This window comes from Nocardioides lianchengensis, from assembly GCF_900101465.1.
Classification (GTDB): Bacteria; Actinomycetota; Actinomycetes; order Propionibacteriales; family Nocardioidaceae; genus Nocardioides; species Nocardioides lianchengensis.
The window spans coordinates 164,172-189,846 of the sequence record NZ_FMZM01000005.1 but is presented as its reverse complement, the minus strand read 5'-3'; the positions used below and the strand labels follow the sequence as shown (position 1 = coordinate 189,846).

Annotated in this window: 31 protein-coding genes; 8 read left to right on the top strand and 23 right to left on the bottom strand. The window is 72.8% G+C overall.

The genetic code is table 11. From position 1 onward, the window contains the following. Nucleotides 1–35: 35 nt before the first annotated feature. The 5 genes from BLT76_RS10695 to BLT76_RS10675 all read right to left on the bottom strand — a co-directional run bounded on the left by BLT76_RS10695 (nucleotide 36) and on the right by BLT76_RS10675 (nucleotide 5,121). A complete protein-coding gene (locus BLT76_RS10695; protein ID WP_090855048.1) occupies nucleotides 36–1,379 on the bottom strand; it encodes a hypothetical protein in 1,344 nt (447 codons plus the stop codon). Continuing rightward, the gene (dxs, locus tag BLT76_RS10690) at nucleotides 1,360–3,264 is read right to left on the bottom strand and encodes a 1-deoxy-D-xylulose-5-phosphate synthase (RefSeq protein WP_090855045.1); all 1,905 of its coding nucleotides are present in this window, start codon (nucleotides 3,262–3,264) and stop codon (nucleotides 1,360–1,362) included. Before dxs ends, BLT76_RS10695 begins: the two co-directional genes overlap by 20 nt. Before the next feature lie 149 nt (nucleotides 3,265–3,413). Further along, nucleotides 3,414–3,917, bottom strand: a complete 504-nt coding sequence (locus BLT76_RS10685) for an NUDIX hydrolase (RefSeq protein ID WP_090855042.1) — start codon at nucleotides 3,915–3,917, stop codon at nucleotides 3,414–3,416. Beyond that, a complete protein-coding gene (locus BLT76_RS10680) occupies nucleotides 3,914–4,186 on the bottom strand; it encodes a hypothetical protein (RefSeq protein ID WP_090855039.1) in 273 nt (90 codons plus the stop codon). Before BLT76_RS10680 ends, BLT76_RS10685 begins: the two co-directional genes overlap by 4 nt. Then, a complete protein-coding gene (locus BLT76_RS10675) occupies nucleotides 4,186–5,121 on the bottom strand; it encodes an SMP-30/gluconolactonase/LRE family protein (RefSeq protein ID WP_090855036.1) in 936 nt (311 codons plus the stop codon). Before BLT76_RS10675 ends, BLT76_RS10680 begins: the two co-directional genes overlap by 1 nt. Nucleotides 5,122–5,170: 49 nt before the next feature. On the opposite strand from BLT76_RS10675, the gene BLT76_RS10670 reads away from it, so the two are divergent. Both BLT76_RS10670 and BLT76_RS10665 read left to right on the top strand, forming a co-directional pair. Then, complete coding sequence (locus BLT76_RS10670; protein WP_090855033.1) at nucleotides 5,171–6,163, top strand: glycosyl hydrolase family 18 protein; 993 nt, start codon at nucleotides 5,171–5,173, stop codon at nucleotides 6,161–6,163. Continuing rightward, nucleotides 6,160–6,678: a GNAT family N-acetyltransferase gene (locus BLT76_RS10665; RefSeq protein ID WP_211752870.1), complete on the top strand. Its 519-nt coding sequence runs from the start codon at nucleotides 6,160–6,162 to the stop codon at nucleotides 6,676–6,678. The genes BLT76_RS10670 and BLT76_RS10665 overlap by 4 nt, the downstream gene beginning before the upstream one ends. Here BLT76_RS10665 and BLT76_RS10660 read toward each other — a convergent pair. From BLT76_RS10660 to BLT76_RS10645, 4 genes are read right to left on the bottom strand one after another with little or no spacing between them, the layout of a single operon-like run. Beyond that, nucleotides 6,675–7,217, bottom strand: a complete 543-nt coding sequence (locus tag BLT76_RS10660; protein WP_090855030.1) for a P-loop NTPase family protein — start codon at nucleotides 7,215–7,217, stop codon at nucleotides 6,675–6,677. The genes BLT76_RS10665 and BLT76_RS10660 overlap by 4 nt on opposite strands. Nucleotides 7,218–7,237: 20 nt before the next feature. Beyond that, nucleotides 7,238–7,603, bottom strand: a complete 366-nt coding sequence (locus BLT76_RS10655) for a hypothetical protein (RefSeq protein ID WP_090855027.1) — start codon at nucleotides 7,601–7,603, stop codon at nucleotides 7,238–7,240. Between the two features lie 14 nt (nucleotides 7,604–7,617). Continuing rightward, entirely contained in the window at nucleotides 7,618–8,187 is a 570-nt protein-coding gene (locus BLT76_RS10650; protein ID WP_090855631.1) for a GNAT family N-acetyltransferase, read from the bottom strand. Between the two features lie 17 nt (nucleotides 8,188–8,204). Continuing rightward, nucleotides 8,205–8,612: a secondary thiamine-phosphate synthase enzyme YjbQ gene (locus tag BLT76_RS10645; protein WP_090855024.1), complete on the bottom strand. Its 408-nt coding sequence runs from the start codon at nucleotides 8,610–8,612 to the stop codon at nucleotides 8,205–8,207. 26 nt (nucleotides 8,613–8,638) lie between these two features. On the opposite strand from BLT76_RS10645, the gene BLT76_RS10640 reads away from it, so the two are divergent. Both BLT76_RS10640 and BLT76_RS10635 read left to right on the top strand, forming a co-directional pair. Continuing rightward, the gene (locus BLT76_RS10640) at nucleotides 8,639–9,430 is read left to right on the top strand and encodes a GNAT family N-acetyltransferase (protein WP_090855022.1); all 792 of its coding nucleotides are present in this window, start codon (nucleotides 8,639–8,641) and stop codon (nucleotides 9,428–9,430) included. A 75-nt stretch (nucleotides 9,431–9,505) separates the two neighbouring features. Next, on the top strand, nucleotides 9,506–9,883 hold the full coding sequence (locus BLT76_RS10635; RefSeq protein WP_090855019.1) for a hypothetical protein: 378 nt from the start codon (nucleotides 9,506–9,508) through the stop codon (nucleotides 9,881–9,883). Here the strand turns inward: BLT76_RS10635 and BLT76_RS10630 are convergent. The 10 genes from BLT76_RS10630 to BLT76_RS10585 form a co-directional block, all read right to left on the bottom strand. After that, nucleotides 9,880–10,560 (bottom strand): thioredoxin-like domain-containing protein, encoded by a 681-nt coding sequence (locus tag BLT76_RS10630; RefSeq protein WP_090855016.1) that lies wholly within the window; start codon nucleotides 10,558–10,560, stop codon nucleotides 9,880–9,882. The genes BLT76_RS10635 and BLT76_RS10630 overlap by 4 nt on opposite strands. Then, the gene (locus BLT76_RS10625) at nucleotides 10,560–10,859 is read right to left on the bottom strand and encodes a thiamine-binding protein (RefSeq protein ID WP_090855013.1); all 300 of its coding nucleotides are present in this window, start codon (nucleotides 10,857–10,859) and stop codon (nucleotides 10,560–10,562) included. The genes BLT76_RS10630 and BLT76_RS10625 overlap by 1 nt, the downstream gene beginning before the upstream one ends. After that, nucleotides 10,856–11,359 (bottom strand): SigE family RNA polymerase sigma factor, encoded by a 504-nt coding sequence (locus BLT76_RS26350; protein WP_090855010.1) that lies wholly within the window; start codon nucleotides 11,357–11,359, stop codon nucleotides 10,856–10,858. Before BLT76_RS26350 ends, BLT76_RS10625 begins: the two co-directional genes overlap by 4 nt. Next, nucleotides 11,346–12,674 carry a hypothetical protein gene (locus BLT76_RS26345; RefSeq protein ID WP_090855007.1) on the bottom strand — a complete coding sequence of 443 codons (1,329 nt, stop codon included), beginning with the start codon at nucleotides 12,672–12,674 and terminating at the stop codon, nucleotides 11,346–11,348. The genes BLT76_RS26350 and BLT76_RS26345 overlap by 14 nt, the downstream gene beginning before the upstream one ends. A gap of 59 nt (nucleotides 12,675–12,733) precedes the next feature. Next, the gene (locus tag BLT76_RS10610; RefSeq protein ID WP_139175482.1) at nucleotides 12,734–13,348 is read right to left on the bottom strand and encodes a hypothetical protein; all 615 of its coding nucleotides are present in this window, start codon (nucleotides 13,346–13,348) and stop codon (nucleotides 12,734–12,736) included. 60 nt (nucleotides 13,349–13,408) lie between these two features. Next, nucleotides 13,409–16,222: an aconitate hydratase gene (locus BLT76_RS10605; RefSeq protein ID WP_090855000.1), complete on the bottom strand. Its 2,814-nt coding sequence runs from the start codon at nucleotides 16,220–16,222 to the stop codon at nucleotides 13,409–13,411. A 206-nt stretch (nucleotides 16,223–16,428) separates the two neighbouring features. Then, the gene (locus tag BLT76_RS10600) at nucleotides 16,429–17,004 is read right to left on the bottom strand and encodes a hypothetical protein (RefSeq protein ID WP_090854997.1); all 576 of its coding nucleotides are present in this window, start codon (nucleotides 17,002–17,004) and stop codon (nucleotides 16,429–16,431) included. Nucleotides 17,005–17,088: 84 nt separating this feature from the next. Continuing rightward, on the bottom strand, nucleotides 17,089–17,931 hold the full coding sequence (locus BLT76_RS10595; RefSeq protein WP_090854994.1) for an SDR family oxidoreductase: 843 nt from the start codon (nucleotides 17,929–17,931) through the stop codon (nucleotides 17,089–17,091). 34 nt (nucleotides 17,932–17,965) lie between these two features. After that, entirely contained in the window at nucleotides 17,966–19,069 is a 1,104-nt protein-coding gene (locus tag BLT76_RS10590; protein ID WP_090854990.1) for a class I SAM-dependent RNA methyltransferase, read from the bottom strand. After that, nucleotides 19,066–21,111, bottom strand: coding sequence for an APC family permease (locus tag BLT76_RS10585; RefSeq protein ID WP_090854987.1), 2,046 nt, complete (start codon nucleotides 21,109–21,111; stop codon nucleotides 19,066–19,068). Before BLT76_RS10585 ends, BLT76_RS10590 begins: the two co-directional genes overlap by 4 nt. Before the next feature lie 73 nt (nucleotides 21,112–21,184). Here BLT76_RS10585 and BLT76_RS10580 point away from each other — a divergent pair, with 73 nt between their 5' ends. Then, nucleotides 21,185–21,832, top strand: a complete 648-nt coding sequence (locus BLT76_RS10580; RefSeq protein WP_218856499.1) for a potassium channel family protein — start codon at nucleotides 21,185–21,187, stop codon at nucleotides 21,830–21,832. 9 nt (nucleotides 21,833–21,841) lie between these two features. Further along, nucleotides 21,842–22,513: a potassium channel family protein gene (locus BLT76_RS10575; RefSeq protein ID WP_090854979.1), complete on the top strand. Its 672-nt coding sequence runs from the start codon at nucleotides 21,842–21,844 to the stop codon at nucleotides 22,511–22,513. 62 nt (nucleotides 22,514–22,575) lie between these two features. On the opposite strand, the gene BLT76_RS10570 is transcribed toward BLT76_RS10575, so the two are convergent. From BLT76_RS10570 to dut, 4 genes are read right to left on the bottom strand one after another with little or no spacing between them, the layout of a single operon-like run. Then, nucleotides 22,576–23,322: a DUF3159 domain-containing protein gene (locus BLT76_RS10570; RefSeq protein ID WP_244509357.1), complete on the bottom strand. Its 747-nt coding sequence runs from the start codon at nucleotides 23,320–23,322 to the stop codon at nucleotides 22,576–22,578. Beyond that, the gene (locus tag BLT76_RS10565) at nucleotides 23,319–23,681 is read right to left on the bottom strand and encodes an OB-fold nucleic acid binding domain-containing protein (protein ID WP_090854976.1); all 363 of its coding nucleotides are present in this window, start codon (nucleotides 23,679–23,681) and stop codon (nucleotides 23,319–23,321) included. Before BLT76_RS10565 ends, BLT76_RS10570 begins: the two co-directional genes overlap by 4 nt. Nucleotides 23,682–23,688: 7 nt before the next feature. Continuing rightward, a complete protein-coding gene (locus BLT76_RS10560; RefSeq protein WP_090854973.1) occupies nucleotides 23,689–24,330 on the bottom strand; it encodes a DUF3710 domain-containing protein in 642 nt (213 codons plus the stop codon). A gap of 49 nt (nucleotides 24,331–24,379) precedes the next feature. Next, a complete protein-coding gene (gene dut, locus BLT76_RS10555) occupies nucleotides 24,380–24,838 on the bottom strand; it encodes a dUTP diphosphatase (RefSeq protein WP_090854970.1) in 459 nt (152 codons plus the stop codon). 37 nt (nucleotides 24,839–24,875) lie between these two features. Here dut and BLT76_RS10550 point away from each other — a divergent pair, with 37 nt between their 5' ends. Beyond that, nucleotides 24,876–25,352, top strand: coding sequence for a DUF3093 domain-containing protein (locus BLT76_RS10550; RefSeq protein WP_090854967.1), 477 nt, complete (start codon nucleotides 24,876–24,878; stop codon nucleotides 25,350–25,352). 9 nt (nucleotides 25,353–25,361) lie between these two features. Continuing rightward, entirely contained in the window at nucleotides 25,362–25,652 is a 291-nt protein-coding gene (locus tag BLT76_RS10545) for a DUF4235 domain-containing protein (protein ID WP_090854964.1), read from the top strand. The last annotated feature ends 23 nt before the right edge of the window (nucleotides 25,653–25,675 follow it).

The window sequence follows — 25,675 nt, the reverse complement described above, 5'->3', positions numbered from 1 at the left end:
GGCTCCCGGTATCCGGCGACAAACGTCGGGCTCGCTCAGCCGGCCGGAGGGACCACGGACGACGGAGTCGCCGGCGCGGTCTCGGCGGGCGCCGTCGGCGTCGGAGGTACGACGGGCGGCGGATCGCCGTACTCGGCGACGATGAGCTCGCCGGCGCGTTGGGCCAGCCGCTTCGGTCCCACGCGGAGCTGGTCGCGCAGCAGCTGGTCCACGTCGACGCCGCCGGCGCCGAGCTGGTCGAGCAGGGTCCACAGCGTCGCCTCGTCGAAGCTGCGGGCGAGGTACTCGCAGGCGAACCAGGCCAGGGCGTAGTTGGTCTCGGACTCCTCGCCGCCGTTGAACGAGTCGTCGGCGGGGAGGGCGTCGAAGCCGGCCTCGGCGGCCCGGACCGCCCGCGCGGGCACCCGGCGGTCCTGGGGAGCCATCGGCTGCGCGGAGACGTACTCGGCCAGGCCCTCGCTCAGCCAGACCGGGGCCCGGTCGTCGTGCGCCCCCAGCGCGACGTGGGTGAGCTCGTGACGGACCAGCCGGTCGCGGGCCGCCCCGCGGCGGTCGAGCATCCGCGGGTGCAGGGCGAACCGGTACGCCGCCGACGCCTCCTCTCCCGGCGCCGCCGTGACCGGGAACGCGACTCCGTCGAGGTCGTCGGGGTCGCCCCCGGGCACGTCCGGGATGCTGGCCAGGAAGGTCGGGTCCGAGAGCGCGTAGACCACCACGGAGCGCGACCACTCGTAAGGCACCACCGCGGCGACGTCGTCGATGCCGCGCTCGACGGAGCGGACCAGCGGCCCGGCGTCCGGCAGGCTCCCGGCGTCGAAGATCCCGAGCACGCCGGCGCCGCTGCGGACCTCGACCGGCCCCAGGTCCCAGGGCTGCGGGCGCACGCCGTTGTCGCGCTCCCAGGCCTCGTCGGTGACCGAGGTGAGCACCATCCGGTCGGGGTTGCGGCGGCTCGGGCGGAACCGGTAGCGGTCGCGGGAGACCACCGGGACGGCGTCGTACCCGGCCAGGCGCAGGTGCTCCTCGACCACGACCCAGTAGTCGTCCCCGTCGCGCAGCAGCGCGCCCGGGTCGACGGTGTACCTCAGCTCGCCGACCGGCAGCTGGCGCAGGTTGGCGAACCAGGTGCGCTGCTGCTCACGGAACCCCGCCTCGCCGCGGACCCCGCGGTCGAAGGCCTCCGGGTTCGCGTCGACCACGGCGCGGGCCCGACGCCGCAGCGCCTGCTCGACGCCGGCGACGACGTCGGGCGGGGCGGCGTACGACGACGTGCTGGGTTCGGGTGGGACCGGGTCGTCGCCGCCCGCCAGCGAGCAGCCCGGGAGCGCCAGCAGCGCGGCCAGGACTCCCGGGAGCAGGCTAGATCGGACGATCGGCATCGACCGGAGAACGATCCTCGGCCATCGAGGTCATGTCCTCGACGATGCCGAGGGCCAGGGCCTGCGGCGTCAGCCCGATCCGCTCGAGGATCACGGCCCGCTTGGCGTGGCCCAGGAACTCCTGCGGGATGCCGTGCAGCCGGAACGGCGTGGTCACGCCGGCGTCGTTGAGCGTCTGCAGGAGTACGGCGCCGACTCCGCCGACCCGGCCGTTGTCCTCCAGGCTGACCACCAGGCGGTGCTCGCGGGCCAGCTCGACGATCGCGGGGTCGACGGGCTTGACCCAGCGCGGGTCGACGACGGTCACGCCGATGCCCTGGGCGACCAGCCGGTCGGCGACGTCGACGGCGGTCTCGGCCATGGCGCCGACGGCCACCACCAGGACGTCGCGCGGGCCGTTGCGCACCAGCACGTCGGCGCCGCCGGCCCGGCCGATCGCCGGGATGTCGGCGGGGGGCGGGCCCTTCGGGAACCGGACGACGGTCGGCGCGTCGTCGACCTCGACCGCCTCGTCGAGCAGCTCGCGCAGCCGGGCGGCGTCGCGCGGGGCGGCCAGGCGCAGGCCGGGCACCAGCTGGAGGAAGGACATGTCCCACATGCCGTTGTGGCTGGCCCCGTCGTCGCCGGTGACGCCGGAGCGGTCCAGGACGAAGGTGACGCCGCACTTGTGCAGCGCGACGTCCATCAGGACCTGGTCGAAGGCCCGGTTGAGGAAGGTCGCGTAGACCGCGACCACCGGGTGGAGCCCGCCGAGCGCGAGGCCGGCGGCGGAGGTGGCCGCGTGCTGCTCGGCGATGCCGACGTCGAAGGTGCGCTCGGGGAACCGGGCCTGGAAGGTGTCGAGGCCGACCGGGTGCATCATCGCCGCGGTGATGGCGACGACGTCGGGACGCCGCTCGCCGATCTCGACGATCGCGTCGGAGAAGTGGTCGGTCCAGATCCGGCCCTTGGGCTTCTCCGCGCCGGTCTGCACGTCGAACGGCCCCGGCGCGTGGAACTGGTCGGCCTCGTGCCGCTCCGCCGGGTCGTAGCCGTAGCCCTTGCGGGTGATCGCGTGCACGATGACCGGCCCGTTGAACTTCTTGGCCTGCGCGAGCACCTGCTCCATCGCCCCGCGGTCGTGTCCGTCGACCGGACCGACGTACTTCAGGCCCAGGTCCTCGAAGAGGCCCTGCGGCGCCAGCGCGTCCTTCAGGCCGCGCTTCATGGCGTGCAGCGCGTCGTACGCCGCGGGGCCGACGCCGGGGACCGCGTTGAGCCGCTTCTTGACCAGGTCGAGGACCTGCTCGTAGCGCGGGTTGGTGCGAAGCGTCGTGAGCGCGTTCGCGAGACCGCCGATGGTCGGCGTGTAGGAGCGGCCGTTGTCGTTGACGACGATGACCAGCTTGCTGTCCTTGGCGATCGCGATGTTGTTGAGCGCCTCCCAGGCCATGCCTCCTGTCAGCGCCCCGTCACCGATGACCGCCACGACGTGCCGGTCCTCGCCGCGGATCGTGTAGGCCTTGGCCAGGCCGTCGGCGTAGCTCAGCGCGGTGGACGCGTGGGAGTTCTCCACGATGTCGTGGTCGGACTCCTCCTGGCTCGGGTAGCCGCTCAGCCCGCCCTCGCGGCGCAGCGTCCCGAAGTCGCCGACCCGGCCGGTGACCAGCTTGTGCACGTAGGACTGGTGACCGGTGTCGAAGACGACCCGGTCGCGCGGCGAGTCGAAGACCCGGTGGATCGCCAGGCTCAGCTCGACCACGCCCAGGTTCGGGCCGAGGTGGCCGGTGTTGGTCGCCACCGTGCGGATCAGCAGGTCCCGGATCTCCGCCGCCAGCGTCACCAGCTGGTCGTCCGAGAGCCCGCGCAGGTCGCGGGGGCTCGTGATCGACTCGAGAAGACCCATGGATCGATAGTAGGACGTCCTGGGTCGACCGCCTGCTTCCGGTCGAGGGTGGCGGATCAGGGTCGGAAAAACTGACGCGCCGGCGGGCGGGCGTTGGAAGAACTGACGGGTCAGGCCGGTCACCCGCGGCTCCGGCCGGTGCTGGGGCGTCAGTTCTCCTGGGGACGGAGCGGGACCGGCGCGGGCTCCCACTGCCCGCTCGCGTTGCGCCGATGCGTCATCCGGAAGTGCAGCGGCGCGTCCGACCAGCCCCGGCGGTGCTGTTCGACGAGCGGCGCCGGGAAGAGGCTCAGATCGTCCAGCCCGACGGGATCCCTCCACCCGACCTCGACCAGTGCGGGTTCGTCGCTCGGCACCCGGACCTCGAGACCACAGGTGGCGGTCGCCTCGAAGAAGCAGATGAGCCTCCGCTCATGCTGCTCGGCCCACTCGTGCACGCACGTCGCCAGCAGCCGGCCGACCTCGACGACGACGCCGGTCTCCCCCTCGGTCTCGCGGATCGCAGCCTCCTCCAGCGTCTCCCCCGGCTCGACGTGCCCGCCGGGGAGCTCCCACCGGGTGACGCCGAGCCGCTCCTGCCGGACCAGCAGCCAGCGGGGCCCGTCCTGCGTCACGGTGAACGCGGTGACCGCCGTCCGCCAGGTCGCCGTCATCCGCCACGCACGCCCTGGAACGGGCCGTGGACGACGTAGCGCTCCTCGCCGTTGCCGGGATCCATCACGCACTCGTACCAGAGCGGCTTGAGCTCCTTCGAGACCGCGCGCTGGTTCTCGTAGCCCGGGGGCGTGGGATCGCAGCGGTCGCTCTCCAGGGCGAGCTGGAGGAAGCCCCAGTAGGCCACCACGAGTACGACGAGCGCCCCGCCGATCCCCGTGAGCAGCACGACCCGGCGTAGGCGGGAGCGCGGTCGGACGCCGGCCATCACACGTCCAGCACCGCGATCGCCGGCTCCTCCAGCGACCCCATCCAGACCCGGCCGTCGTGCTCGCGCACGCCGGTGACCATGTGGTAGCCGTCGGGGTTGTCCGAGGCCGGCACGTCGAGGTCGTGGACGAGGGTGCCGCGGTCGTCGTACGCCTGGACGCGGACGGTGGCCTGCGGCTTCGGCTGGAGGCGGGCCGGGATCTTGGTGACGGCGCGGCGGAGGGTCAGCGGGCCCTGCTGGAGCCGCTCGACGAGCGGATCCTTCGGGCTGGCGATGGTGACCCAGATCAGGCCGTCGCTCCCGCGCGAGATGTTGTCGGGGTAGCCCGGGAGGTCCTGGCAGAGCAGGTCGCGCATCCCGGCGCGGTCCCCCGTCAGCCAGCGTCGTACGACGGTGCGCGCCCCGCTCTCCGCGACGCAGACGAAGTCCTCGTCCTGGCTCAGCGCGACCCCGTTGGCGAAGGCCAGCTCGTCGATCACGACGTGCACGCTGCCGTCGGTGTCGAGGCGGAGCAGCCGGCCGGTGCGGGTGTTCTGGACGAAGTCGTCCTTCCAGCGCTCGATGCCGTACTTCGTCGAGGAGTCGCTGAACCAGACGGTGCCGTCGGAGGCCACCGCGGCGTTGTTGCAGAAGACCATCCTCGTCCCGCGCACCGAGTCCGCGACCTGCTCGACCGCGCCGCTGGCGGTGTCGACCCGCAGCAGCCCGCGGTGCGCGTCGCAGACCACGAGCCGGCCGTCGAGGTCGAGCTCGAGGCCGAGGGGGCGCCCGCCGGTGTGGGCGACCCGGTCGACGTGCGACCCGTCGTGACTGACCCGGAAGATCCCGCCGTCCGCCGTACCGGTGAACACGGCGCCCTCGTCGCGGCCGCTGGTGCCGACCACGACGTCCTCGGCGCCGTCGGCGGGGACGGGGATCACGGTGAAGGTCATCGCGCCACCGTAGCGGTCGGCCCGACCTGTGCGTGGCAGGGTGGAACGCATGCGCCGAGCCCTCGTCGTCCTCGTGACCGCCACCGCCCTGGCGGCCCCCGCCACCGCCGTCCGCGCGTCCGAGCCGGAGGTGACCGGCTACGCCCTCCCCGACCTCCCGCACCGGGTCCTGGAGCGCAACGCCCCCGGGCTGACCACGCTCACCGTGGTGGGCGCGTCGATCACCGCCGACGGGCGGCGGGCCGTCCGGCCGCCGGCGGACTCGGTGCGGCTGGGGCGGAAGGCACGCCGCGAGGGGCTGCGCACCGAGCTGCTGGTGAGCAACTACAGCGACCGGATCGGCGACTTCGACACCCGGGCGGCCGGTCGACTGCTGCGCAGCCCCGCGAACGTACGACGGGTCGCGCGCCAGCTGGCGTCGTACGTCGAGGCCGGTGGGTGGGACGGCGTGAACCTCGATCTGGAGGCGCTGCGACCTCAGGACGGGCCGGGGCTGGTCCGACTGGCCGCGGCCCTGCAGCGGCGGATGCCGGCGGCGCGGACCGTGTCGGTCGACGTGTCGGCGAAGGGCTCGGTGCGGGAGTACCGGCGGTCCGGCTACCGGCTCGGTGCGCTCGGCCGGGCCGTCGACCTGGTGCAGCTGATGGCCTACGACCAGCACGGCCCCACGTGGAGCGGTCCGGGGCCGATCGGCGCGCTGACCTGGCAGCGCCGCACCCTGGGCGCCCTGCTGACGCAGGTCCCGGCCGCGAAGGTGGACCTCGGGGTGGCCGGCTACGGCTACACCTGGCCGCGCCGCGGCACCGGCGGGCCGGTCACCGTCGCGCGGGCCCGCGAGCTGGTCCGGCGCGACGGGGCCCGCGCGACCTGGGACGCCCGGGCCGGCGAGTGGCGCGCGCGGCTCGACGACGGGACCGCGCTGCGCTGGTCCGACCGCCGCTCGCTGCGGCTGCGACGCGCGCTGGCGCGCGGCCAGGGCCTGCACGGCCTGGCGATCTGGCGGATCGGCTCGGCCGACACCGTGCCGGCGGGCCGCCCGTGACCGCCCTGCGCCGTCCCTCGGCCGCCCTGTACGACGCGTGGCTGGACTGCGTCCGCGACTTCGGCGACGGTCCGCGCGACGGCTCCGGCGACTGGCAGGTCCCCGACTTCGGCCCCGACCCGACGACCTTCGCCGCGCTCCTGGAGATCACCACGGCCGAGGCCGACACGTCGCGCGAGCTGCCGGAGGGGCACGTCCACTGCGACTACTTCTGGGTCTTCGCGGACAGCGAGATGATCGGCTTCGTGGCCGTCCGGCACGCGCTCGACAACGAGTTCCTGCGCACGCTCGGCGGGCACGTCGGCTACAGCGTGCGGCCGTCGTACCGCCGACGGGGCCACGCGACCGCTGCCCTCGGCCTGGCCCTCGGCCGGGCCCGCGAGCTCGGGCTGGAGCGGGTGCTCCTCACCTGCGACGTCGACAACGTCGGCTCGGCGCGCACGATCGAGAGCCAGGGTGGGGTGCTGGAGGACGTCCGGCAGGGCAAGCGGCGCTACTGGATCGCGGTCCGCTAGGCCCGCCCCTGGAGGCCGGCCGCCCAGTCGACGACCGCCGCGCAGAGCACGTCAACCGGGAGGGCGCTGTCCAGGCGCAGCACCGGGCGGTCCAGGTCGTCCAGCCACTCCTCGTGCCGGACGCGGGACCGGCCGTCGAAGCCGGGGTCGTCGTACCCGCGGGCCCAGGCGAGGAACACGGAGGTGGCGTCGTCGATCGGCGCACCGCCCCGACGGAGCAACTGTCGGGCCTCGAGCCGGGCCAGCCGGACCTCGGGGTCGAGGGTCAGGAACACCACGCCGTCGCACCGCTCGACGATCTCGTCGCCCCACCCGAGCATGGAGCCGGACAGCACCCATGCGGGGCGCGGCACGAAGATCTCGTTCATCAGCCGGAGCCGATGCGCCGGTTCGCGCTGCTCGACGTACGCCGGGCTGGTCGGGACCCAGAAGTAGTCGTCGGCGTCGGCGTGCGGGACGGACAGCGCACCGGCCACGGCCCGGCCCAGGGTCGTCGTGCCGGCACCGCTCGCGCCCGTCAGGTGGAGGCGGCAGGTCATGGCCCGACCCTAGGACGTCGTCACATCCGGGCCGCGAACCGCCGCCCGCGCAGCGCCTGCTCGACCAGACCGACGGCCCGTCGTACGCCGGCGAGCCGCGCCTCCTCGGTGAGCCAGGCCTGGATCGCCGCGTCCACCACGTCCGGCGGGACGACGTCGCGGAGCTCGGCCCGGGCCTCGCTCAGCGCCCGCCGCGTGGTGGCCTGGCAGGCCTCGACGTGGAGCACGCCGAACCGGGCGAGCACGAGGGCATGGCGGCGCAGCACGGCGTACGAGCGGTACTCCGGCGGGCACTGGTCGAGCAGCCAGTCGACGGCCGTCCGCTCCCAGTCGGGAGCATCGGGAGGGCGGACCCCGGCGGGCCAGCCGGGAGGAGCGACGGACATGCCCCCACCCTAGCTCACGAGTCGAACGTCTGTTCGAGATCGGCGAGGAGCGGATCGCGGAGGCCGACCGCGTCGAGCGCCCAGAACGGGTCGCAGGGGACGAGCTGCCCGACCATCCACGGCTCCCAGGCCTCGAACGTGATCACCTGGAACGCCGGGTCGGGGATCCGGGTCGAGGGCCGCACGAAGCCGAGGCCGCTGGCCCGGACCCAACCCCGGGGGCCGTAGTAGTCGGGCGAGCCCTCCAGGAACACGGCCGGTACGCCGGTCCCGCGCGCGGCCGACACGGCGGCCTCCAGCAGGTCGGCCCCGATCCCCCGCCCCTGGTACGGCGGCTCCACGGCCAGCGGGCTGAGCACCAGCACCTCGACCAGTGCCTCCCGGGCGTCGACCCACGACTGGCTCAGCTGCACGTGCCCGACCACGACCCCGTCGGCCTCGGCGACCAGGCTGGCCCGGGTCCGACCCGCCGCGTCGAGCGCCCGCACCAGCTCCGCGACGTGCGCACCGTCGTCACCGAACGCCTCGGCGACGATCCGTTCCACCTCGGCCCGGTCGTCGGCCGCTTCGGGCCGGATCTCCATGCCGCTCCGCTCGCCGTTCACGCCGACACCAGGAAGCTCAGCCGCACGTCGCGGTCGTGGTTGTCGACGTTGAGGTCGACCAGGCAGATGCTCTGCCAGGTGCCGAGGGCCAGCTCGCCCTCGATCACCGGAACAGTCGCGTACGGCGGGATCAGCGCCGGCATCACGTGCGACCGGCCGTGGCCGGGCGTGCCGTGCCGGTGCCGCCACCGGTCGTCGGCCGGCAGCAGGTCGGCGAGCGCCGCGAGCAGGTCGTCGTCGCTCCCCGCCCCGGTCTCCAGGACGGCGATCCCGGCCGTGGCGTGCGGGACGAAGACGTGCAGGAGCCCGTCCCCCCGCCCCGCCACCCACGACGCGCAGTCGCGCGTGATGTCGAGGACGGCGTCCCGGTTACCGGTGCGAAATCGCTTCGTCTCCGTGTGCATACCGCGATGCTAGATAGTGCGGTCCCATGGAGGTCCTGTCCCGCGCGTGGCGCACCGACCTGGCGCTGCTCGAGGGCTCGGGCAGCGTCGTCGAGCACCACGGCACGTACGTCGTCGTCCGCACCCCGGACAACCCGGGCTTCCGGTGGGGCAACTTCCTGCTGCTGCGGACCTCGCCGAAGCCGCGCCAGCTCGACCGCTGGCTGGAGGTCTTCGCCGAGGCGCTCCCCGACGTCCGGCACCGCACCTTCGGCGTCGACGACCCCGCAGGCGGCCGGGCGGCCCTGAAGGTCTTCGCCGACCGGGGCTACCGGACCAGCGAGTCGACGGTGCTCACCGCCGACGACGTGCACCCGCCGCGCCACCCCAACCACGCCGTCGAGCTGCGCCCGTTGACGACCGACGACGACTGGGCGCAGCGCGTCGACCTGGCCATCGCCTGCAACACCGACAGCGCCGGGCCGGCGTTCGAGACGTTCGCGACCCGGCAGGCCGAGGCCGAGCGCCGGCTCGCGACGACCGGCAGCGGCGCGTGGTTCGGGGCCTTCGACCGGGGCCGGATGCTGTCCGGCCTCGGCATCTTCCGCGCCGGCCCCGACCTGGCCCGCTTCCAGAACGTCGAGACCCATCCCGAGAACCGCGGTCGCGGCCTGGCCGGCACCCTGGTCCACCACGCCGGCCGGCACGCGCTCGACACCCTCGGGGTCTCGACGCTGGTGATCGTCGCCGACCCCGACTACCACGCCCTGCGGATCTACCAGGGCGTCGGCTTCGGCGGCTCCGAGACGCAGCTGCAGGCCGAGCTCGACGCGGTGTGAAACCGCGGACATCCCCGGCCCCGGGCGTCTATCGTCGTCCGCGAACACCCGGCACCGCCTGCGAGGAGCACCTCCGTGATCAAGGACGTCGTGATCAAGGACGGCGAGCTCCGGACCTGGATCCTCATCGCGTCCTCCGCCCTGTTGGGCTGGGCGTTGCCACTCGGAGGATGGTCGACCACCCTGAGCGCCGTCGCCTACAGCGCCCTGCTCCACCTCGCGTCCGATGCCCTCATGCGGGCAGCGCGCCCCGGCTTCGACCTGGAGTCCGTCTCGGCCCACGCCGTCGGGATCAGCGCCATCTGCGCGCTGGCGGCCCACCAGCTGCCCTCGCCGGCGGTGGTCGGCGTCGGGGTGTCGACGCTCGTCGTGCTGGTGCTCGCTCTGGAGGCCGTCTCCCGCCTGAGCAGTCGGCGCCGTCCCCGCGTGGTGCCGGTCCCGGCGAGCCGCTAGACCGAGGAGCCCGTCCCGCCGGTCGGGTTCGGCGTGCCGCCGGCGCAGGTCACGCCCTGCTCCGGTGCGGTGACACCGCCGCCGTACTCCTCCAGGAAGAGCGCGAGCCGGTCGTCGTCGGCGCCGTCGAGGTGCAGCTGGCGGCCCCACACCGTGACGACCACGGGCGCGGGCAGGTCGTCGTACGGCGACAGGATGCCGTTCTGTGGCAGCACCTCGGTCAGGGCCGCCACGTCGTCGTCGGACAGCCCCGGTCGGTAGGTGATCCACACCGTGCCGTGCTCGAGGTCGTGGACGACGTTCTCGTCGCGGACCGGGACGTCGTACACCCCGCAGTCGAGCCAGACCTCGTCGTGCGGTCCGCCCATCGGCGGCGTCGTCGGATACGACTGGTCGCCCGTGACGTGATCGGTCCGCAGGTCCTCGGCCACCACGACCTCGTCCAGGTTGACCGGCCCACGCTCCGGGTCGTCGGCGAGCAGCGCCACCGGCAGTGCGACCGCGCCGACGACCAGCGCGACGGCGGCGACCAGCGCCACGATCAGCCGGCCGGTACGCCGGGGCGGCGGCGTCTCGCCCAGCGACTGGAGGAACACCTCCCCCGGCGGCGCCGGCGGCGGCGGCGCGGTCGGGAACGGCTGGTACGGCGGGGGCGGCGGGGGCCCGTCGTGCGACATCAGGCCTCGAGCGCCCGCTCGATGCGCTCGACCTTGGCCGTCAGCTGGCCGTCCCAGCCGGGCCGGATGTCGGCCTTGAGCACCAGGCCGACCCGCGGGGAGACGGCCGCGACCACGTCGACGGCGCGCTTCACCACCGCCATCACCTCGTCCCACTCCCCCTCGATGTTGGTGAACATCGCGTTGGTCTCGTGGGGCAGCCCGGACTCGCGGACGACGCGCACGGCCGCAGCGACGGCCTCGGTGACGCCGCCGGTCTCGTCGGCGGTGGTGGGGCTGATGCTGAAGGCCACGATCATGGCTCCACGGTAGCCAGCGCGTCGGCGGCGTCCGGCACCAGCGTCCGCAACCGGGCCAGGGCGTCGCGGGCCTGCGACTTGACCGTGCCCACCCCGATGCCGAGCACCTCGGCCGTCTGCCGCTCGGTGAGGTCCTCGTAGTAGCGCAGCACGAGCACCGCTCGCTGCCGCGGGGCCAGCCGCAGCAGCGCGGCCCGGAGCACCTCGCGGTCGTCGAGGTCGGGTCCGGCGACCGGCCGGTCGGGCAGCACGTCGGCGGAGTGCTCGCGCCACCGCCGTCCCCGCCATCGGCTGACGTTCTCGTGGACCAGGATCCGGCGCACGTAGGGCTCCGGGTCGTCGGCGATCCGCCGCCACTTCGGCACCGCCTTGACCAGCGCCACCTGGACCAGGTCCTCGGCGTCGGCGTGCTGGCCCGTCAGGAGGTACGCCGTCCGCAGCAGCGCCCCGCGGCGGGCAGCGACGTACTCCTCGAACCCGCTGCGGTCAGGGGCGAACACGACGCCTCCACAGGAGGAGGGCGCCGGATCCGACGCCCAGTACCACGACCAGCCACACCAGCAGGTCGTGGCGCGGGCCGGGGACCACCGGAGGCTCGACCCCGTCCACGAGCGGCGCGGACCAGAGGTCCGCAGCGTAGACCGGGGCCATCCCCTGGTCGGGACCGGTCGACAGTCGCTCCTCGACGGACTCACCCGTGACGACGTCCACGATCCTGACCGCTCCTTGGAAGTCGTCGACCACGACGCGCCGCGAGTCCCGCCATCCGAGGATCCGACCGGGCTCGATGTCGATCTCGATCTGCCGTCCCGATGCCGCTGCCGGGGTGTGCCCCGCGTAGAGGAACCAGTCGGTCGCCACATCCGCGGCCACCTTGCGATGGCCGATGTAGGCGAACCCGCGACCATGCGGGGCGAACGACGCCTGAACCACCTCCTGGGGCACCACGACCCGCGACGTCGTGCGCGAGACGGGATCGAGCGTGAAGGTCGTCGTGCTGCGGGACCACACCACGCCGTGCGGTCCGGCGCCCATGTTCGGCAGCCAGTACTTGCCGGGTGCCTCCGCCTCCAGGGGCTCTCCCGTCTCGATGTCCCAGACGACCAGTGCGTCCGTGCGGTTCGTGACCGGGAGCTCCTTCGAGTAGCTCGTCACCAGGAAGCGTGAGTCCCCGGTGAAACCGAGGTCGAGACCTTCCGGCTGCTGAGGAGCCGGCATCTCCGGATCCTCAAGCTTCCTCGCCCGGCCCGTGGTGTTGTCGTAGACCGCCCACCCCGCCACCGCGACTTCGCCGTCGGACCCGGCCACGAAGCGGGTGTAGCCGATCCTCGTGCCGTCCGGGGACAGGGTGAGACTTCCCGGCCCCAAGCCCAGGCGGGCCTCCGGTGTGGTCAGGAAGGGCAGGTCGATCCAGCGCGCACTCCCGTCCACCGCGGACACCCCGAACACCGACGGGGCCGTTCGCATCCCCGTCAGTCCGTCCCGCCACTTGCGCATCCCGACGGCGATCGCCGCCAGCGGACCGGGAGGTCCTACCTCGTCCGAGCCTGGCGCCCATCCGCTCGGGGCGTGCACCGTCCGCGGCAGATTGCGCTCGGTGCGGCCCAGGTCCACCGGATCCGGCCCCGCGGGGTGGCGCGGACCTAGCATCAACGCACCTGCCGCCACAGCCACGACGACGAGGCACCAGGCCGCGGCCGCCTCCACCCGCCGCCGGCGCCCGTAGCGCCGTCCCCGATCCCACAGCTCGGGCTCGGGGCCGCCCTCAGGCGCGGTGTCGGCCAGGTCGGCCAACCGGTCGTGCAGGGTGCTCATCGTCGTCCTCCAGGAGTGGGTTCACCCCTCACACGCGACGAGGGCCCCGGACGGAGGGGTCAGAAGACGACGTACTCCTTCGGGCGGGCGAAGAAGCCCGCCTCCGAGGAGAGGCTGATGCAGAGGATGCCGCCGAGGTCGTTGAGGCACTGGACGTCGCCGGCGCGGGCAGCCTCGCCCGGGTTGAGCACGTCGGGCATGTCGCCGCGGATGGTGTCGGTGTTGCACACCGGCTGCACCCGGCCGTCCTGGAACTCCAGGCGGCCCACCTTGGTGGTCAGCGCCTCGCCGCAGACCTCCGGGTCCTCGGCGCCGTCGCGCTCGCCGAGCTCGCAGCCGGGGAACAGCTCCTTGTCGTCGAGCACGCAGTAGATGTCGGTGTCGGTCTGGAACCGGCGGTACGACGCGGGCTCCTGGCCGAGCGCGTCGAAGCGCTCCACCGCGTCGTCGTACGACTGCGGCACCTCGGTGGGCGCCGGCGGCTCCTCCGAGGGCTCCTCCGACGGCGTCTCGCTCGGCTCCTCGGACGGCGTGGGCTCCGGGGTGGGTGACGGGCTCGGCGTCTCCGTGACCGTCACCGTGGCCGAGGGCTCCTCGGCCGTCGACGACGCGTCGTCCCCACACCCGGCGAGCGCGCCGCCCAGGAGAACGACCCCGCAAATGACCTGTGCCACCCTGCTCCGCTTCACAGGGAGCAAGGGTGGCACAGGTCAGAGGTGGATCAGCGGAGGCGCTCAGGCCTTCCGCAGGTTCCGCAGGACGTACTGCATGATGCCGCCGTTGCGGTAGTAGTTCGCCTCGCCGGGGGTGTCGATCCGGACCACGGCGTCGAACTCGACGTCGCCGGCCTTGACCTTGACGGTCTTCGGCGTGCGGCCCTCGTTGAGCTCGGTGATGCCGGTGATGGAGAACTCCTCCTCGCCGGTCAGACCCAGCGACTCGGCGCTCTCGCCCGCGGGGTACTGCAGCGGGATCACGCCCATGCCGATGAGGTTGGAGCGGTGGATCCGCTCGTACGACTCGGCGATGACCGCCTTGACGCCCAGCAGCGAGGTGCCCTTGGCCGCCCAGTCGCGCGACGAGCCGGAGCCGTACTCCTTGCCGGACAGCACGACCAGCGGGATGCCCGCGGCGATGTAGTTCTCCGAGGCCTCGAAGACCGAGGTGACCTCGCCGCCGTTGGTGAAGTCACGCGTGACGCCGCCCTCGGTGCCCGCCGCCAGCTGGTTGCGCAGCCGGATGTTGGCGAAGGTGCCGCGGATCATGACCTCGTGGTTGCCGCGGCGCGAGCCGTAGGAGTTGAAGTCGCGGTTCTCGACACCGTGCTCGGCCAGGTAGCGGCCCGCCGGGGAGTCCTTCTTGATCGCGCCGGCCGGGCTGATGTGGTCGGTGGTGACCGAGTCGCCCAGCTTCAGCAGCACCCGCGCCCCCGCGATGTCGGAGACCGGCTCGGGGGTGTCGGGCATCCCGTCGAAGTAGGGAGGCTTCCGGACGTACGTCGACTCCGGGTCCCAGGCGAAGGTCTTGCCCTCGGGGGTCGGCAGCGACTGCCACTGCTCGTCGCCGGCGAAGACGTCCTGGTAGCTGTCGCCGAACATCTCCGAGTTGATCGCCTGCGCGATCGTCTCCTCGACCTCGGACGGCGACGGCCACACGTCCTTCAGGAAGACGTCGTTGCCGTCCTGGTCCTGGCCCAGCGGGTCGGTGAACAGGTCGACGTCCATCGAGCCGGCCAGCGCGTAGGCGACGACCAGCGGCGGCGACGCCAGGTAGTTCATCTTGATGTCGGGGTTGATCCGGCCCTCGAAGTTGCGGTTGCCGGAGAGCACCGAGACGACCGACAGGTCCTTCTCGTTGACCGCGGCGGAGACCTCGGGGATGAGCGGGCCGGAGTTGCCGATGCAGGTGGTGCAGCCGTAGCCGACCAGGTTGAAGCCGAGCTTGTCGAGGTACGGCGTGAGGCCGGACTTCTCGTAGTAGTCGGACACGACCTTGGAGCCGGGGGCCAGCGTCGTCTTGACCCACGGCTTGCGCTGCAGGCCCTTCTCGACCGCCTTCTTGGCCAGCAGGCCCGCGCCGATCATCACCGACGGGTTGGAGGTGTTGGTGCACGACGTGATCGCCGCGATCGTCACCGCCCCGTGGTCGAGGGTGAACTTCGTGCCGTCCTCCAGGGTGACGTCGACGGGGCTGCTCGGCCGGCCGCCGTCCTTCGCCGCCGCGGAGAGGTGGTTGCTCGGCGGCGCGGAGGTGCCGTGGCCGTTGCTGGTGGCCGGGTCGGACGCGGGGAAGGTCTCGGCGACGGACTCGTCGTACCCGTCCTCCTCCTCGCCGGCGACGTAGTCCTTCAGCGAGGCGCGGAAGGACTGCTTCGCGTCGGTGACCTGGATCCGGTCCTGCGGGCGCTTGGGGCCGGCGATGGACGGGACGACGGTCGCGAGGTCGAGCTCGAGCTTCTCGCTGAAGCGCGGCTCGGCCTGGGGGTCGTGCCACAGGCCCTGGGCCTTGGCGTAGGCCTCGACGAGCGCGAGCTGCTCGGGCGAGCGGCCGGTGAGCTCGAGGTACTTGGTGGTCTCCTCGTCGATCGGGAAGACCGCGATGGTCGAGCCGAACTCGGGGCTCATGTTGCCGATCGTGGCGCGGTTGGCCAGCGGCAGCGCGGAGACGCCCGGGCCGTAGAACTCGACGAACTTGCCGACGACGCCGTGCTTGCGCAGCATCTCGGTGATCGTGAGCACCAGGTCGGTGGCGGTCGAGCCCTCGGGCAGGTCGCCCGACAGCTTGAAGCCGACCACGCGCGGGATCAGCATGGAGACGGGCTGGCCGAGCATCGCGGCCTCGGCCTCGATGCCGCCGACGCCCCAGCCGACCACGCCGATGCCGTTGACCATCGTGGTGTGGGAGTCGGTGCCGACGCAGGTGTCGGGGTAGGCCTGCAGCGTGCCCTCGACCTCGCGGGTGAAGACCGTGCGGGCCAGGTGCTCGATGTTGACCTGGTGGACGATGCCGGTGCCCGGCGGGACCACCTTGAAGTCGTCGAAGGCGCCCTGGCCCCACCGCAGGAACTGGTAGCGCTCGCGGTTGCGCTCGTACTCGATCTCGACGTTGCGGCCGAAGGCCTCGGGCGAGCCGAACACGTCGGCGATGACGGAGTGGTCGATGACCATCTCGGCCGGCGCGAGCGGGTTGATCTTGGACGGGTCGCCGCCGAGGTCGGCCATCGCCTCGCGCATGGTGGCGAGGTCGACGACGCAGGGGACGCCGGTGAAGTCCTGCATGATCACACGCGCCGGCGTGAACTGGATCTCCTTGTCGGGCTCGGCCGTCTCGTCCCAGCCGGCCAGCGCCTTGATGTCGTCGGCGGTGATGTCGGCGCCGTCCTCGGTGCGCAGGAGGTTCTCCAGCAGCACCTTCAGGCTGAACGGGAGGCCCGCGACGTCCAGGCCCTCCCCCGTGACCGCGTCGAGGCGGAAGATCTCGTAGGACGTCCCGTCGACGTCCAGGGTGCTCTTCGCACCGAAGCTGTCCTTGCTGGCCAAGGCCTTCATCTCCTCATTCGGATCTGCACGTCTGCGGGTCTCTCCCGCCATCTTGCCGTCGCCGGTCGTCACGGAAAAAGGAAGGCTGACCTAACTTGGTCCGGCCCGAGCGACGGGCATATCTCTTGACGTCAAGATACACGACGTCGAGCAGAAATGCGGACAACCCCGGCGGTCGGTCCGGGGTTGTCCTGCTCGGGAGGGAGCGAAAGGGTTCAGCAGACGACGGCCACCGCGAAGCTGCGGTCCGCGGCGGCACCGGCGGAGTCGAAGGTCTTCACGTAGAGACCCGAGCCGTTGGCCTCCAACCCGGTCGTGAGGACCTCGCCCGGGAAGTTGAAGATCCCCACTCCCGGCGTGGTCATCGAGGCGACGGCCGCGCAGTCGGTGATGTCGGTGGCGAAGACGACCTGGTAGAGACCGGTCCCGGTCCTGGCCGACGAGACCGCGTTCAGCGACTGGCCCGTGACCAGCACCCCGTTGGACCGCACGACGGCTCCGTGCACGTTGCCGGCTCGTCCCGCGGTGGTGGCGAACGCGGCCGACGGCACCTCGGCGAGGGTGGACTCCTGCACGTCCGCGCCGGTGAGGGAGTCGTTCTTGACCTTGGTGGCCGTGACGGCGTTGCGGGCCAGGTCGGGGTTCTTCACCGCACCCGCCCGGATCTGCTTGGAGCCGACGGAGTTCTTGGCGAGGGCGCCGGCCGCGACGGCGGTGCCCCCACCGCCGAGCACCAGGACCAGAGCGAGGGTGGAGGCGACGTTGGCGTAGGTGAACCGGGAGGAGGTCATGGCCGTCAACCTAGGAAGGCGGCCCCGGCCCCCGGCATGGCCCGAACGGGTCATGGCGCGAGTGCCGGGCGTCGTACTCGGGGCTCAGCCCTGGGCGAGCTCCGCGACGTGCTGCCACTGCTCCCAGCCGGCCAGCCGGCCCTCGTAGTCGGCCTTGGCGATCCCGAGCGGCGCGGCCCCGAAGAACACCCGCAGCGGCGGGTCGTCCGCGTCGACGACGGCCAGCACGGCCTTCGCGGAGGCGGTGGGGTCGCCCGGCCCGGCGCCGGCCGACGATTGCTGACGTCGCTGCTCGGCCCGGCGCTCGCGCGCGGCGTCGTACGCCGGCAGCGGGGTGGCGTGCTTCGCCGAGGGGCCGCTCCAGTCGGTCGAGAAGCCGCCCGGCTCGATGAGGGTGACGTGGATGCCGAACTCCCCCACCTCGGCGGCCAGCGCCTGGCTGAAGCCCTCTAGGGCCCACTTGGACGCGTGGTAGGCGGACAGGTTGGGGAACGCCGAGATGCCGCCGATCGACGACACCTGCAGGACGTGGCCCGAGCCCTGCTCGCGCAGCAGCGGCAGCGCGGCCTGGGTGACCCAGATGGCGCCGAAGACGTTGGTCTCGATCTGGGCGCGCAGCTCCTCCTCGCTGAGCTCCTCGACCATGCCGAACTGGCCGTAGCCGGCGTTGTTGACGACCACGTCGAGGCGACCGAAGTGGTCGTGGGCCCGCTGGACGGCGGCGAAGTCGGCCGCCCGGTCGGTGACGTCGAGCTCGAGGACGAGCAGCGCGTCGCCGTACTGCTGCACGAGGTCGTCGAGGGTGCTGGTGTCGCGGGCGGTGGCGGCGACGCGGTCACCGCGGTCGAGGGCGGCCACGGTCCACTCGCGACCGAAGCCGCGGGACGCGCCGGTGATGAACCAGGTCTTGCCGGATGAGTCGGTCATGCCCTCGAACGTACGACCTGGAGCGCACTCACACTCAAGCCGGCACGAGCCGGGCGACGCACTCCACGTGATGGGTCATCGGGAACAGGTCGAAGGCGCGCAGCCCGGCCACCACGTAGCCGTGCTCGGCGAAGATGGCCACGTCGCGGGCCAGGGCGGCGGGGTCGCAGGCGACGTAGGCGACGGCCCTCGGGGACCGCGCGACGATCTGCTCCACGACGGCGCGCTTCGCTCCCTCGCGGGGCGGGTCGAGGACGACCAGGTCGAAGGGGTCGTCGTACGACGTGGCGAGCACCTCGCCGACGTCGCCGGCCCGCACCTCGGCGGTCGGGACGTTGCGGGTGGAGAGGGCCGAGGCCCGCGGGTCGCCCTCGACGGCCACCACCCGTCCCTCAGGGCCGACGGCCTCGGCGAGGAAGCGGGCGAAGAGCCCGACCCCGGCGTACAGGTCGAGGCAGCGCTCCCCCGGCCGCGGCTCGAGCGCCTCCAGGACGGCGGTGACCAGGGTGTCCGGCGCTCCGGGGTGGACCTGCCAGAAGCCGTCCTCGGCCACCTCGAAGGCGTGCCCGAGGGCGGTGTGGTCGGACGGCGCGGGCGCTTCGAGGAGGCACTCGTCGACGGGCACCAGCCGGTGCGAGCGGTGCTGGCGCATGGCCCGGCGACCGTCCGGGAGGGTCGCGTAGCGCTGGCGGGTGCGCCAGTGCAGGCCTGCGTCGTCGCCGGGGACCGCCTCCACCACGACGTCGAGCTCCAGGCGCGCCAGCCGCGAGAGCTGCTCGCGGACGACGTCGGCCTTCAGGGCGCGCTGCCGGTCGAGCGCGACGTGCTGGAAGTCGCAGCCCCCGCAACGGCCGGGGCCGGCGTACGGGCACGGGGCCTCGACGCGGTCGGCGGACGCGTCGAGGACCTCGACCGCGTCGCCGCGCCAGAAGCGGTCGCCGTCGGTGCCCTCGGTGATCTCCAGGACCACCCGCTCGCCCGGGACGGCGTGCCGGAGGAAGACCACGCGGCTCTCGGGCTCGGGGAGGCGGACGATGCAGTGGCCGCCATGGGCGACCGGGCCGACCTCGGCCTCGAAGCGCTCGCCGACGCGGGAGCGCCCGCGGGCCTGGCGGGCTCGGGGGTGACGCGGGCTCACCGCGGGACCTGGCCGTCGTCGCGCTTGTCGACCTGGCCGCGGCGCAGGTCACCGGGGCGGACCCGGAAGTCGTCGCGCAGCTCCCGCTCCTGGGCGATCCGGGACGAGCGCAGCTGGTAGGGCACCGAGATGACCATGACGCCGGGGGTGAACAGCAGGCGGCCCTTGAGCCGCAGGGCGGTCTGGTTGTGGAGCAGTTGCTCCCACCAGCGGCCGACGACGTACTCGGGAATGTAGACCGCGACCACGCCGCGCGGGTTGGCGCGGCGGATCTCGGTGGCGTACTCGACCACCGGCCGGATCAGCTCCCGGTACGGCGAGTGCAGCACCTTCAGCGGCACGTCCATGCGCCGCTCGTCCCACTCGTCCAGCAGCCGGTTCGTCGCTGCCGGGTCGGCGGCGACGTAGATGCCCTCGAGGATGTTGGGCCGGGTGGCCTTGGCGAAGGCCAGGGCCCGCAGCGTCGGCTTGTGCAGCTTGGAGACCAGGACGATGGCGTGCACCCGGGTGGGCATCAGCTTGTCGTCCTCGTCGGCGGCGAGCTCCTCGGCGACCTGGTCGTAGTGGGTGCGGATGCCCCGCATCAGCAGGAAGAAGCCGATCATCGCCAGGATGGTGATCCAGGCCCCGGCGAGGAACTTGGTGATCAGGATGATGACCAGCACGACCGCGGTCATGGCCAGGCCGATCGTGTTGATCACCCGCGAGCGGGCCATCTTGCGCCGTACGGCGGGGTCCTTCTCAGTCGCGAGGTGCCTCGTCCAGTGCCGGATCATGCCGAGCTGGCTGAGGTTGAACGACACGAAGACGCCGACGATGTAGAGCTGGATCAGCTTGGTGGTCTCGGCGTCGAAGGCCAGGATCAGCGCGATGGCCATCGCGGCCAGGAAGACGATGCCGTTGCTGTAGGCCAGCCGGTCGCCCCGAGACCCGAGCGCCCGCGGCGCGAAGCCGTCCTGGGCGAGGATCGACCCGAGCACCGGGAAGCCGTTGAACGCCGTGTTGGCGGCCAGCACCAGGATCACGCCGGTGACCGTGACGACGAGGTAGAAGCCGGGCGAGAAGTCGCTGAAGACGGCTCGGGCGATCTGGGCGATCACGGCGTGCTGCTCGTAGTCGCCGCCGACCGGCGTGCCGTCGCCGTACGTCAGCCGGTCGAGGTCGTGCGGGTCGACGTACCGGATCCCCATCTGGCGGGCCAGCACGATGACGCTGACCATCATGGTGATCGCGATCATCCCGAGCAGCAGCAGCGTCGTCGCGGCGTTCTTGCTCTTCGGTCGCTTGAAGGCGGGGACGCCGTTGGAGATCGCCTCGACCCCGGTCAGCGCCGCGCACCCCGACGAGAACGCCCGGGCCAGCAGCAGCAGCAGGCCCAGCGTCGTGAGCGGCTCCTCGAGGCCCGGCTCCGGCTTGATGAGCAGCTCGGCGCTCTCCACCTCGGGCAGGTCGCCGAGCATCATCCGCAGGAAGCCGTAGGCACACATGCCGAGGATCGCCACCATGAACGCGTACGTCGGGACGGCGAAGAAGCCGCCCGACTCGCGGATGCCGCGCAGGTTGATCGCCATCAGCAGCACCACCGCCACCGACGCGGCGGTCGCCTCGTGGCCCTGCAGCGCGGGGATCGCGGAGGCGGCGTACTGGGCGCCGGAGGAGATCGACACCGCGACGGTCAGCACGTAGTCGACCAGCAGCGCGCTGGCCACCGTGGTGCCGGCCGTCTTGCCGAGGTTGACCGTCGCGACCTCGTAGTCGCCGCCCCCGCTCGGGTAGGCGTGCACGGTCTGGCGGTAGGAGGCGATCACGACCGCCATCACCAGCGCGACGGCGAGCCCGATCTTCCAGGAGAAGGAGTACGCCGACACGCCCGCGAGCGAGAGCATGATGAAGACCTCGTCGGGGGCGTAGGCCACCGAGGAGAGCGCGTCGCTGGCGAAGACCGGCAGCGCGATGCGCTTGGGGAGCAGCGTCTCGCCCAGCTGGGAGCTGCGCAGCTTGCGCCCCAGCAGGATCCGCTTGGAGACGTCGCCAGCACCCACGAGGCGGAACGCTACGGGACTCGGCGTGATTGCGGCGCCTTAGGGATACGGTTCATGCGTGCATGTCGTGATCATGGGCTGTGGCCGCGTCGGTTCGACGCTCGCCCGCAGCCTCGAGGACCGCAACCACACGGTGTCGATCATCGACAGCGAGCCCGACGCCTTCCGGCGCCTCGGACCCGGCTTCAACGGCGACAAGGTCACCGGCATCGGATTCGACCAGGAGGTCCTCGAGAAGGCCGGCATCCGCCGCGCCGACGCGTTCGCGGCCGTCTCCTCGGGCGACAACTCCAACATCATCGCGGCCCGCGTGGCCCGCGAGACGTTCGGCATCCAGCAGGTCGTGGCCCGGATCTACGACCCGGGCCGCGCCGAGGTCTACCAGCGCCTCGGCATCACGACGGTCGCCACCGTGAAGTGGACCGCCGACCAGGTGCTGCGCCGGCTGCTGCCGGCCGGTGCCGAGCCGGACTTCCGCGACCCGTCCGGCACCATCCGCCTCGACCAGGTCCCGGCCCCCGAGCCGTGGGTCGGCGAGCGCACCGTCGCGTTCCAGGAGCAGACCCGGAGCCGGATCGCGTGGATCGACCGGCTCGGCGAGGGCATGCTCCCGACCCGCGAGAGCGTGATCCAGGAGGGCGACCTGCTCCACCTGGTGATGCGCGAGGAGAACGCGGCCCACGCCTACCGCGTCGTCGAGCGCGGACCCGAGGAAAGCTGAGGCCCTGACATGCGCGTAGCCATCGCCGGAGCCGGCGCCGTCGGGCGCTCGATCGCCCGTGAGCTGATCCAGAACGGCCACCAGGTGCTGCTGGTCGACAAGAACCCGGACTCGATCAAGCCCGAGCGGGTCCCCGACGCCGAGTGGCTGCTGGCCGACTCCTGCGAGCTGTCCTCGCTGGAGGAGGCCAGGCTCGACAAGTGCGACGTCGTCATCGCCGCCACCGGCGACGACAAGGTCAACCTGGTGACCTCCCTGCTGGCCAAGACGGAGTTCGGGGTCCCCCGCACGGTCGGCCGGGTCAACCACCCCAACAACGAGTGGCTGTTCAGCGAGGCCTGGGGCGTCGACGTCAACGTCTCGACCCCGCGGATCATGTCGGCCCTGGTCGAGGAGGCCGTCACGGTCGGCGACCTGGTCCGGCTGTTCACGTTCCGCCAGGGCAAGGCCAACCTGGTCGAGATGACCCTCCCCGCGGACTCGCCGTACGTCGGGAAGCCGACCGGGCTGATCCCGCTCCCGGAGAACTGCGCCCTGGTCACCATCCTGCGCGACGGCCAGGTCTACGTGCCCGACCCGGAGCAGCCGGTCGAGTCCGGGGACGAGCTGCTGTTCGTCGTACCGGCCGAGGGTGAGGACGCGCTGGAGCGGCTGCTGGCTCCGGAGAGCCACCCCGGCTAGCGCCTCGGGAGAGCGCGCCGCCGGCTCGACCACCGTCAGGAGGGCCGCTGGCGCGGCCCTTCCTAGTCCGCGGTGAGCCCGTGGTGCGGCTGGTCCTCGATCGGCGTCGCGTCGCGGGCGAGCAGCCAGATCATCGCGCCCCAGGAGCCGATCCGCAGCGCCCAGCCCAGGCCGAGCCGGAGGATGCCCAACAGGGCCACGGCCAGGTCGACGTCGATGGTGTCGCTCCAGCCGAGCAGCCAGATCGGGCCCTGGATCGCGACGCCGACGGCGCCGGGCAGCAGGAACAGCCAGGTCAGCCGGGTGCACAGCCGGACGACCTGCTTGTCGGCGTGCCAGGCGGTCGGGTCGCCGGTGACGCTGCCGAGCATGAACCCGACGAACGGCCAGCCGACCAGGCAGGACGCGGTCATCACGACGGTGTAGCCGAGGCTGATCAGGATGCCGGGCAGGAAGAAGGCCAGCGCCTGGTCGGACGCCGAGCCGCCGGAGCTGGCGGCGATCCGGACGAAGACCCAGCCGATGGCGATCGCGAAGAAGGCGTTCAGGACGTATTGGACCGTGCTCCGCTGCACCAGCCGTAGGACGAGGCAGACCGCAGCCGCCGCGACGCTGACCACCAGCGCCAGCTGGAGCTCCTTCGTGGTGAGCCAGAGCAGCGTGAACAGGATGCCGGGGACGCCGGCCTCGAGCATCCCGCGCCGGCCGCCGAGGGCGCTGGCCATCTGGGCCCGGACCAGGGCCTCGACGGTGTCGACCGAGACCGTCGGCTTGGCCGCCGCCGAGGACGGCTGCTGCTCGGCGGTCACGGCATCAGCTCGTAGCGCGGGTTGTAGAGCACCCGGACCCCGTCGTGCTGGCCGATCCGGCCCTGCACCTGGATCGAGCGGCCCGGCGCGATGCCGGCGATCCGCCGCCGGCCGAGCCAGACCAGGGTGATCACGCCCGAGCCGTCGAACAGCTCCGCCTCGAGGGCGGGGACGCCGCCGCGCGGGCGCAGGGTGACCGTCCGCAGGGTGCCGCGCAGCTGCACCCGCTCGCGGTCCGGTGCGGTCGCGATCGTGTCGTGGCCGGCATCGGCGTAGGTCTCGCGCATGTCGCGGGCGTGCTGGTCGCTGCTGTTGGCCCAGCGGCTGATGCTGCGGCGCAGCCGGCTCTTCTCCGCCATCACCGGCTCACGGGGTGGGCGGCTGGGCCGCGGGCTGGTCGACCTTGCGCGCGTTGGCGGGCAGGACGACCGGCAGCGGCTCGCCGACCGGCATCGCACCGACACCGCGCTGCACGGCGACGCTGCGGACGGTCTCGATCCACTCCTCCGGCAGCGACTCCTCCAGGGCCGGGCGGCCCATCACGGTGGCGCGCAGCAGCCACCGATCGCCGTTCACCCCGACGATCACGGACGGCTGGGTGGCGGTGCTGCCGTCGGGACGGCGTACCTGCAGCTGGCAGACCAGCTCGGTGCCGAACTCGCCCTCGCGCTCGGAGGCGGTGCCGCCGCGGCGGGCCATGTCGGCCGCCAGCTGGGGGCGCACCTCGGACCACAGGTCGCCGTTGCGGGGCGCGGCGAAGGCCCGGAGCTCCACGGCGCCCTCGGGGGCGGCGAGCAGCACCGACTGGACCGTGCCCGAGGCCTCGTCGACCTGCAGGCGCAGCTCGCGGCCCTCCTGGGGCGCGACCAGCAGCGACCCGAGGTCGACCCGCTCCACCCCGTCCTCGGGGAGGTCGGCGGCGTCGAACGGCCCGACCGGGGCCGGGACGTCGGCGGCGTCGGTCGACGCCTCGGCCGGGGTGGTGTCGGACTTGCGACGGAACTTCACTTCGAGCTGCTCCTCGGTGCGGGGCCCTGCGACGGGTGGGTCGGGCGGCTCAGGATCTGCCGAACCCGCCGGTAGAACCGTAGCCCCCGTCGCCACGGACCGACGCGGGGAGTTCGGAGACCTCGACGAACCGGGCCCGTTCGAACCGCTGGACGACGAGCTGGGCGATCCGGTCGCCCCGCCGCAGCTCGATCGGCTCGGCCGGGTCGTGGTTGACCAGGAGCACCTTGATCTCGCCCCGGTAGCCGGCGTCGACGGTGCCCGGGGTGTTCACGATCGACAGCCCGTGCCGGGCCGCGAGGCCGGACCGCGGGTGCACGAGGGCGACGTACCCGTCCGGGAGGGCGAGGGCCACGCCGGTCGGAACCAGCGCCCGCTCCCCCGGCGCCAGCGTCACGTCGACGGTCGTGAGGAGGTCGGCGCCGGCGTCGCCGGGGTGGGCGTACGACGGCAGCGGGAGGTCGGGGTCGAGACGCAGCACCTGCACGTCGAGGTCGGGGTGGGGCACTCGCGGAGCGTACCGACCGGGATGGGAAACTCTCCTCGTGCCCGACTCCCCTGCCCCCGGCTACGACGAGCGCCTCGGCGTCCCGCTGCGCTGGTGGGTGCAGGGGTTCATGTTCACCGCGAGCCTCTGGCTCGCCGTCCTGGCGGCCCTCCCCGAGGCCGCCGCCTGGGCGGCCACCGGTGTCGTGGCCGTGCTCGTGTCGTCCCTGTTCCTGGCCTACGGGTCGGCCCGGATCAGCGTCCACGACGGTGTGCTGCGGGCCGGGCGGGCGCGGATCGAGGCCCGGCACCTCGGGGCGGTCGAGGCCCTGGACCCCGAGGAGGCCCACCGGGCGGCCGGTCGCGACGCCGACGCCCGCGCCTACTTGCTCCTGCGGCCCTACCTGAAGCGCGCGGTCCGGGTCGCCATCACCGACCCGGCCGACCCGGCGCCGTACTGGCTGCTGAGCACCCGTCGTCCCGACGAGCTGGCCAAGGCCCTGGCCTCGCTGTCTGACGCTCCGACCGCTGGGTAATGTCCTGCCATGGCCAAGGACAGCTCCAAGATCTGGTCGGCCTTCTCCCTCGTCTCGGCCCTCGGGGCCGCGGCACTGGCGAAGAAGGCCGCTGACGCCACCTGGAAGGTGACGACCGGGAGGAAGCCCCCGGAGAACCCCGCCGACCCCGACGTCGAGATCTGGGAGGCGGTCGCCTGGGCGGTCACCAGCGGCGTGCTGGTCGGCCTCGCCCGGATGCTCGCCCAGCGGCGGGCGGCGTCGTACTACGCACGCTCCACGGGTCATCTGCCGCCCGAGCTGCGCCGCGACGGCGAGTAGAACCCGGCGACAGGCCCCGACAC

Bases quoted from the DNA above. Each gene is read 5' to 3' on its own strand.
- BLT76_RS10695 (WP_090855048.1), bottom strand. From the start codon at position 1,379: ATGCCGATCGTCCGATCTAGCCTGCTCCCGGGAGTCCTGGCCGCGCTG.
- dxs (WP_090855045.1), bottom strand. From the start codon at position 3,264: ATGGGTCTTCTCGAGTCGATCACGAGCCCCCGCGACCTGCGCGGGCTC.
- BLT76_RS10685 (WP_090855042.1), bottom strand. From the start codon at position 3,917: ATGACGGCGACCTGGCGGACGGCGGTCACCGCGTTCACCGTGACGCAG.
- BLT76_RS10680 (WP_090855039.1), bottom strand. From the start codon at position 4,186: ATGGCCGGCGTCCGACCGCGCTCCCGCCTACGCCGGGTCGTGCTGCTC.
- BLT76_RS10675 (WP_090855036.1), bottom strand. From the start codon at position 5,121: ATGACCTTCACCGTGATCCCCGTCCCCGCCGACGGCGCCGAGGACGTC.
- BLT76_RS10670 (WP_090855033.1), top strand. From the start codon at position 5,171: ATGCGCCGAGCCCTCGTCGTCCTCGTGACCGCCACCGCCCTGGCGGCC.
- BLT76_RS10660 (WP_090855030.1), bottom strand. From the start codon at position 7,217: ATGACCTGCCGCCTCCACCTGACGGGCGCGAGCGGTGCCGGCACGACG.
- BLT76_RS10655 (WP_090855027.1), bottom strand. From the start codon at position 7,603: ATGTCCGTCGCTCCTCCCGGCTGGCCCGCCGGGGTCCGCCCTCCCGAT.
- BLT76_RS10650 (WP_090855631.1), bottom strand. From the start codon at position 8,187: ATGGAGATCCGGCCCGAAGCGGCCGACGACCGGGCCGAGGTGGAACGG.
- BLT76_RS10645 (WP_090855024.1), bottom strand. From the start codon at position 8,612: ATGCACACGGAGACGAAGCGATTTCGCACCGGTAACCGGGACGCCGTC.
- BLT76_RS10640 (WP_090855022.1), top strand. From the start codon at position 8,639: ATGGAGGTCCTGTCCCGCGCGTGGCGCACCGACCTGGCGCTGCTCGAG.
- BLT76_RS10630 (WP_090855016.1), bottom strand. From the start codon at position 10,560: ATGTCGCACGACGGGCCCCCGCCGCCCCCGCCGTACCAGCCGTTCCCG.
- BLT76_RS10625 (WP_090855013.1), bottom strand. From the start codon at position 10,859: ATGATCGTGGCCTTCAGCATCAGCCCCACCACCGCCGACGAGACCGGC.
- BLT76_RS26345 (WP_090855007.1), bottom strand. From the start codon at position 12,674: ATGAGCACCCTGCACGACCGGTTGGCCGACCTGGCCGACACCGCGCCT.
- BLT76_RS10605 (WP_090855000.1), bottom strand. From the start codon at position 16,222: ATGAAGGCCTTGGCCAGCAAGGACAGCTTCGGTGCGAAGAGCACCCTG.
- BLT76_RS10600 (WP_090854997.1), bottom strand. From the start codon at position 17,004: ATGACCTCCTCCCGGTTCACCTACGCCAACGTCGCCTCCACCCTCGCT.
- BLT76_RS10595 (WP_090854994.1), bottom strand. From the start codon at position 17,931: ATGACCGACTCATCCGGCAAGACCTGGTTCATCACCGGCGCGTCCCGC.
- BLT76_RS10580 (WP_218856499.1), top strand. From the start codon at position 21,185: ATGGGCTGTGGCCGCGTCGGTTCGACGCTCGCCCGCAGCCTCGAGGAC.
- BLT76_RS10575 (WP_090854979.1), top strand. From the start codon at position 21,842: ATGCGCGTAGCCATCGCCGGAGCCGGCGCCGTCGGGCGCTCGATCGCC.
- BLT76_RS10565 (WP_090854976.1), bottom strand. From the start codon at position 23,681: ATGGCGGAGAAGAGCCGGCTGCGCCGCAGCATCAGCCGCTGGGCCAAC.
- BLT76_RS10545 (WP_090854964.1), top strand. From the start codon at position 25,362: ATGGCCAAGGACAGCTCCAAGATCTGGTCGGCCTTCTCCCTCGTCTCG.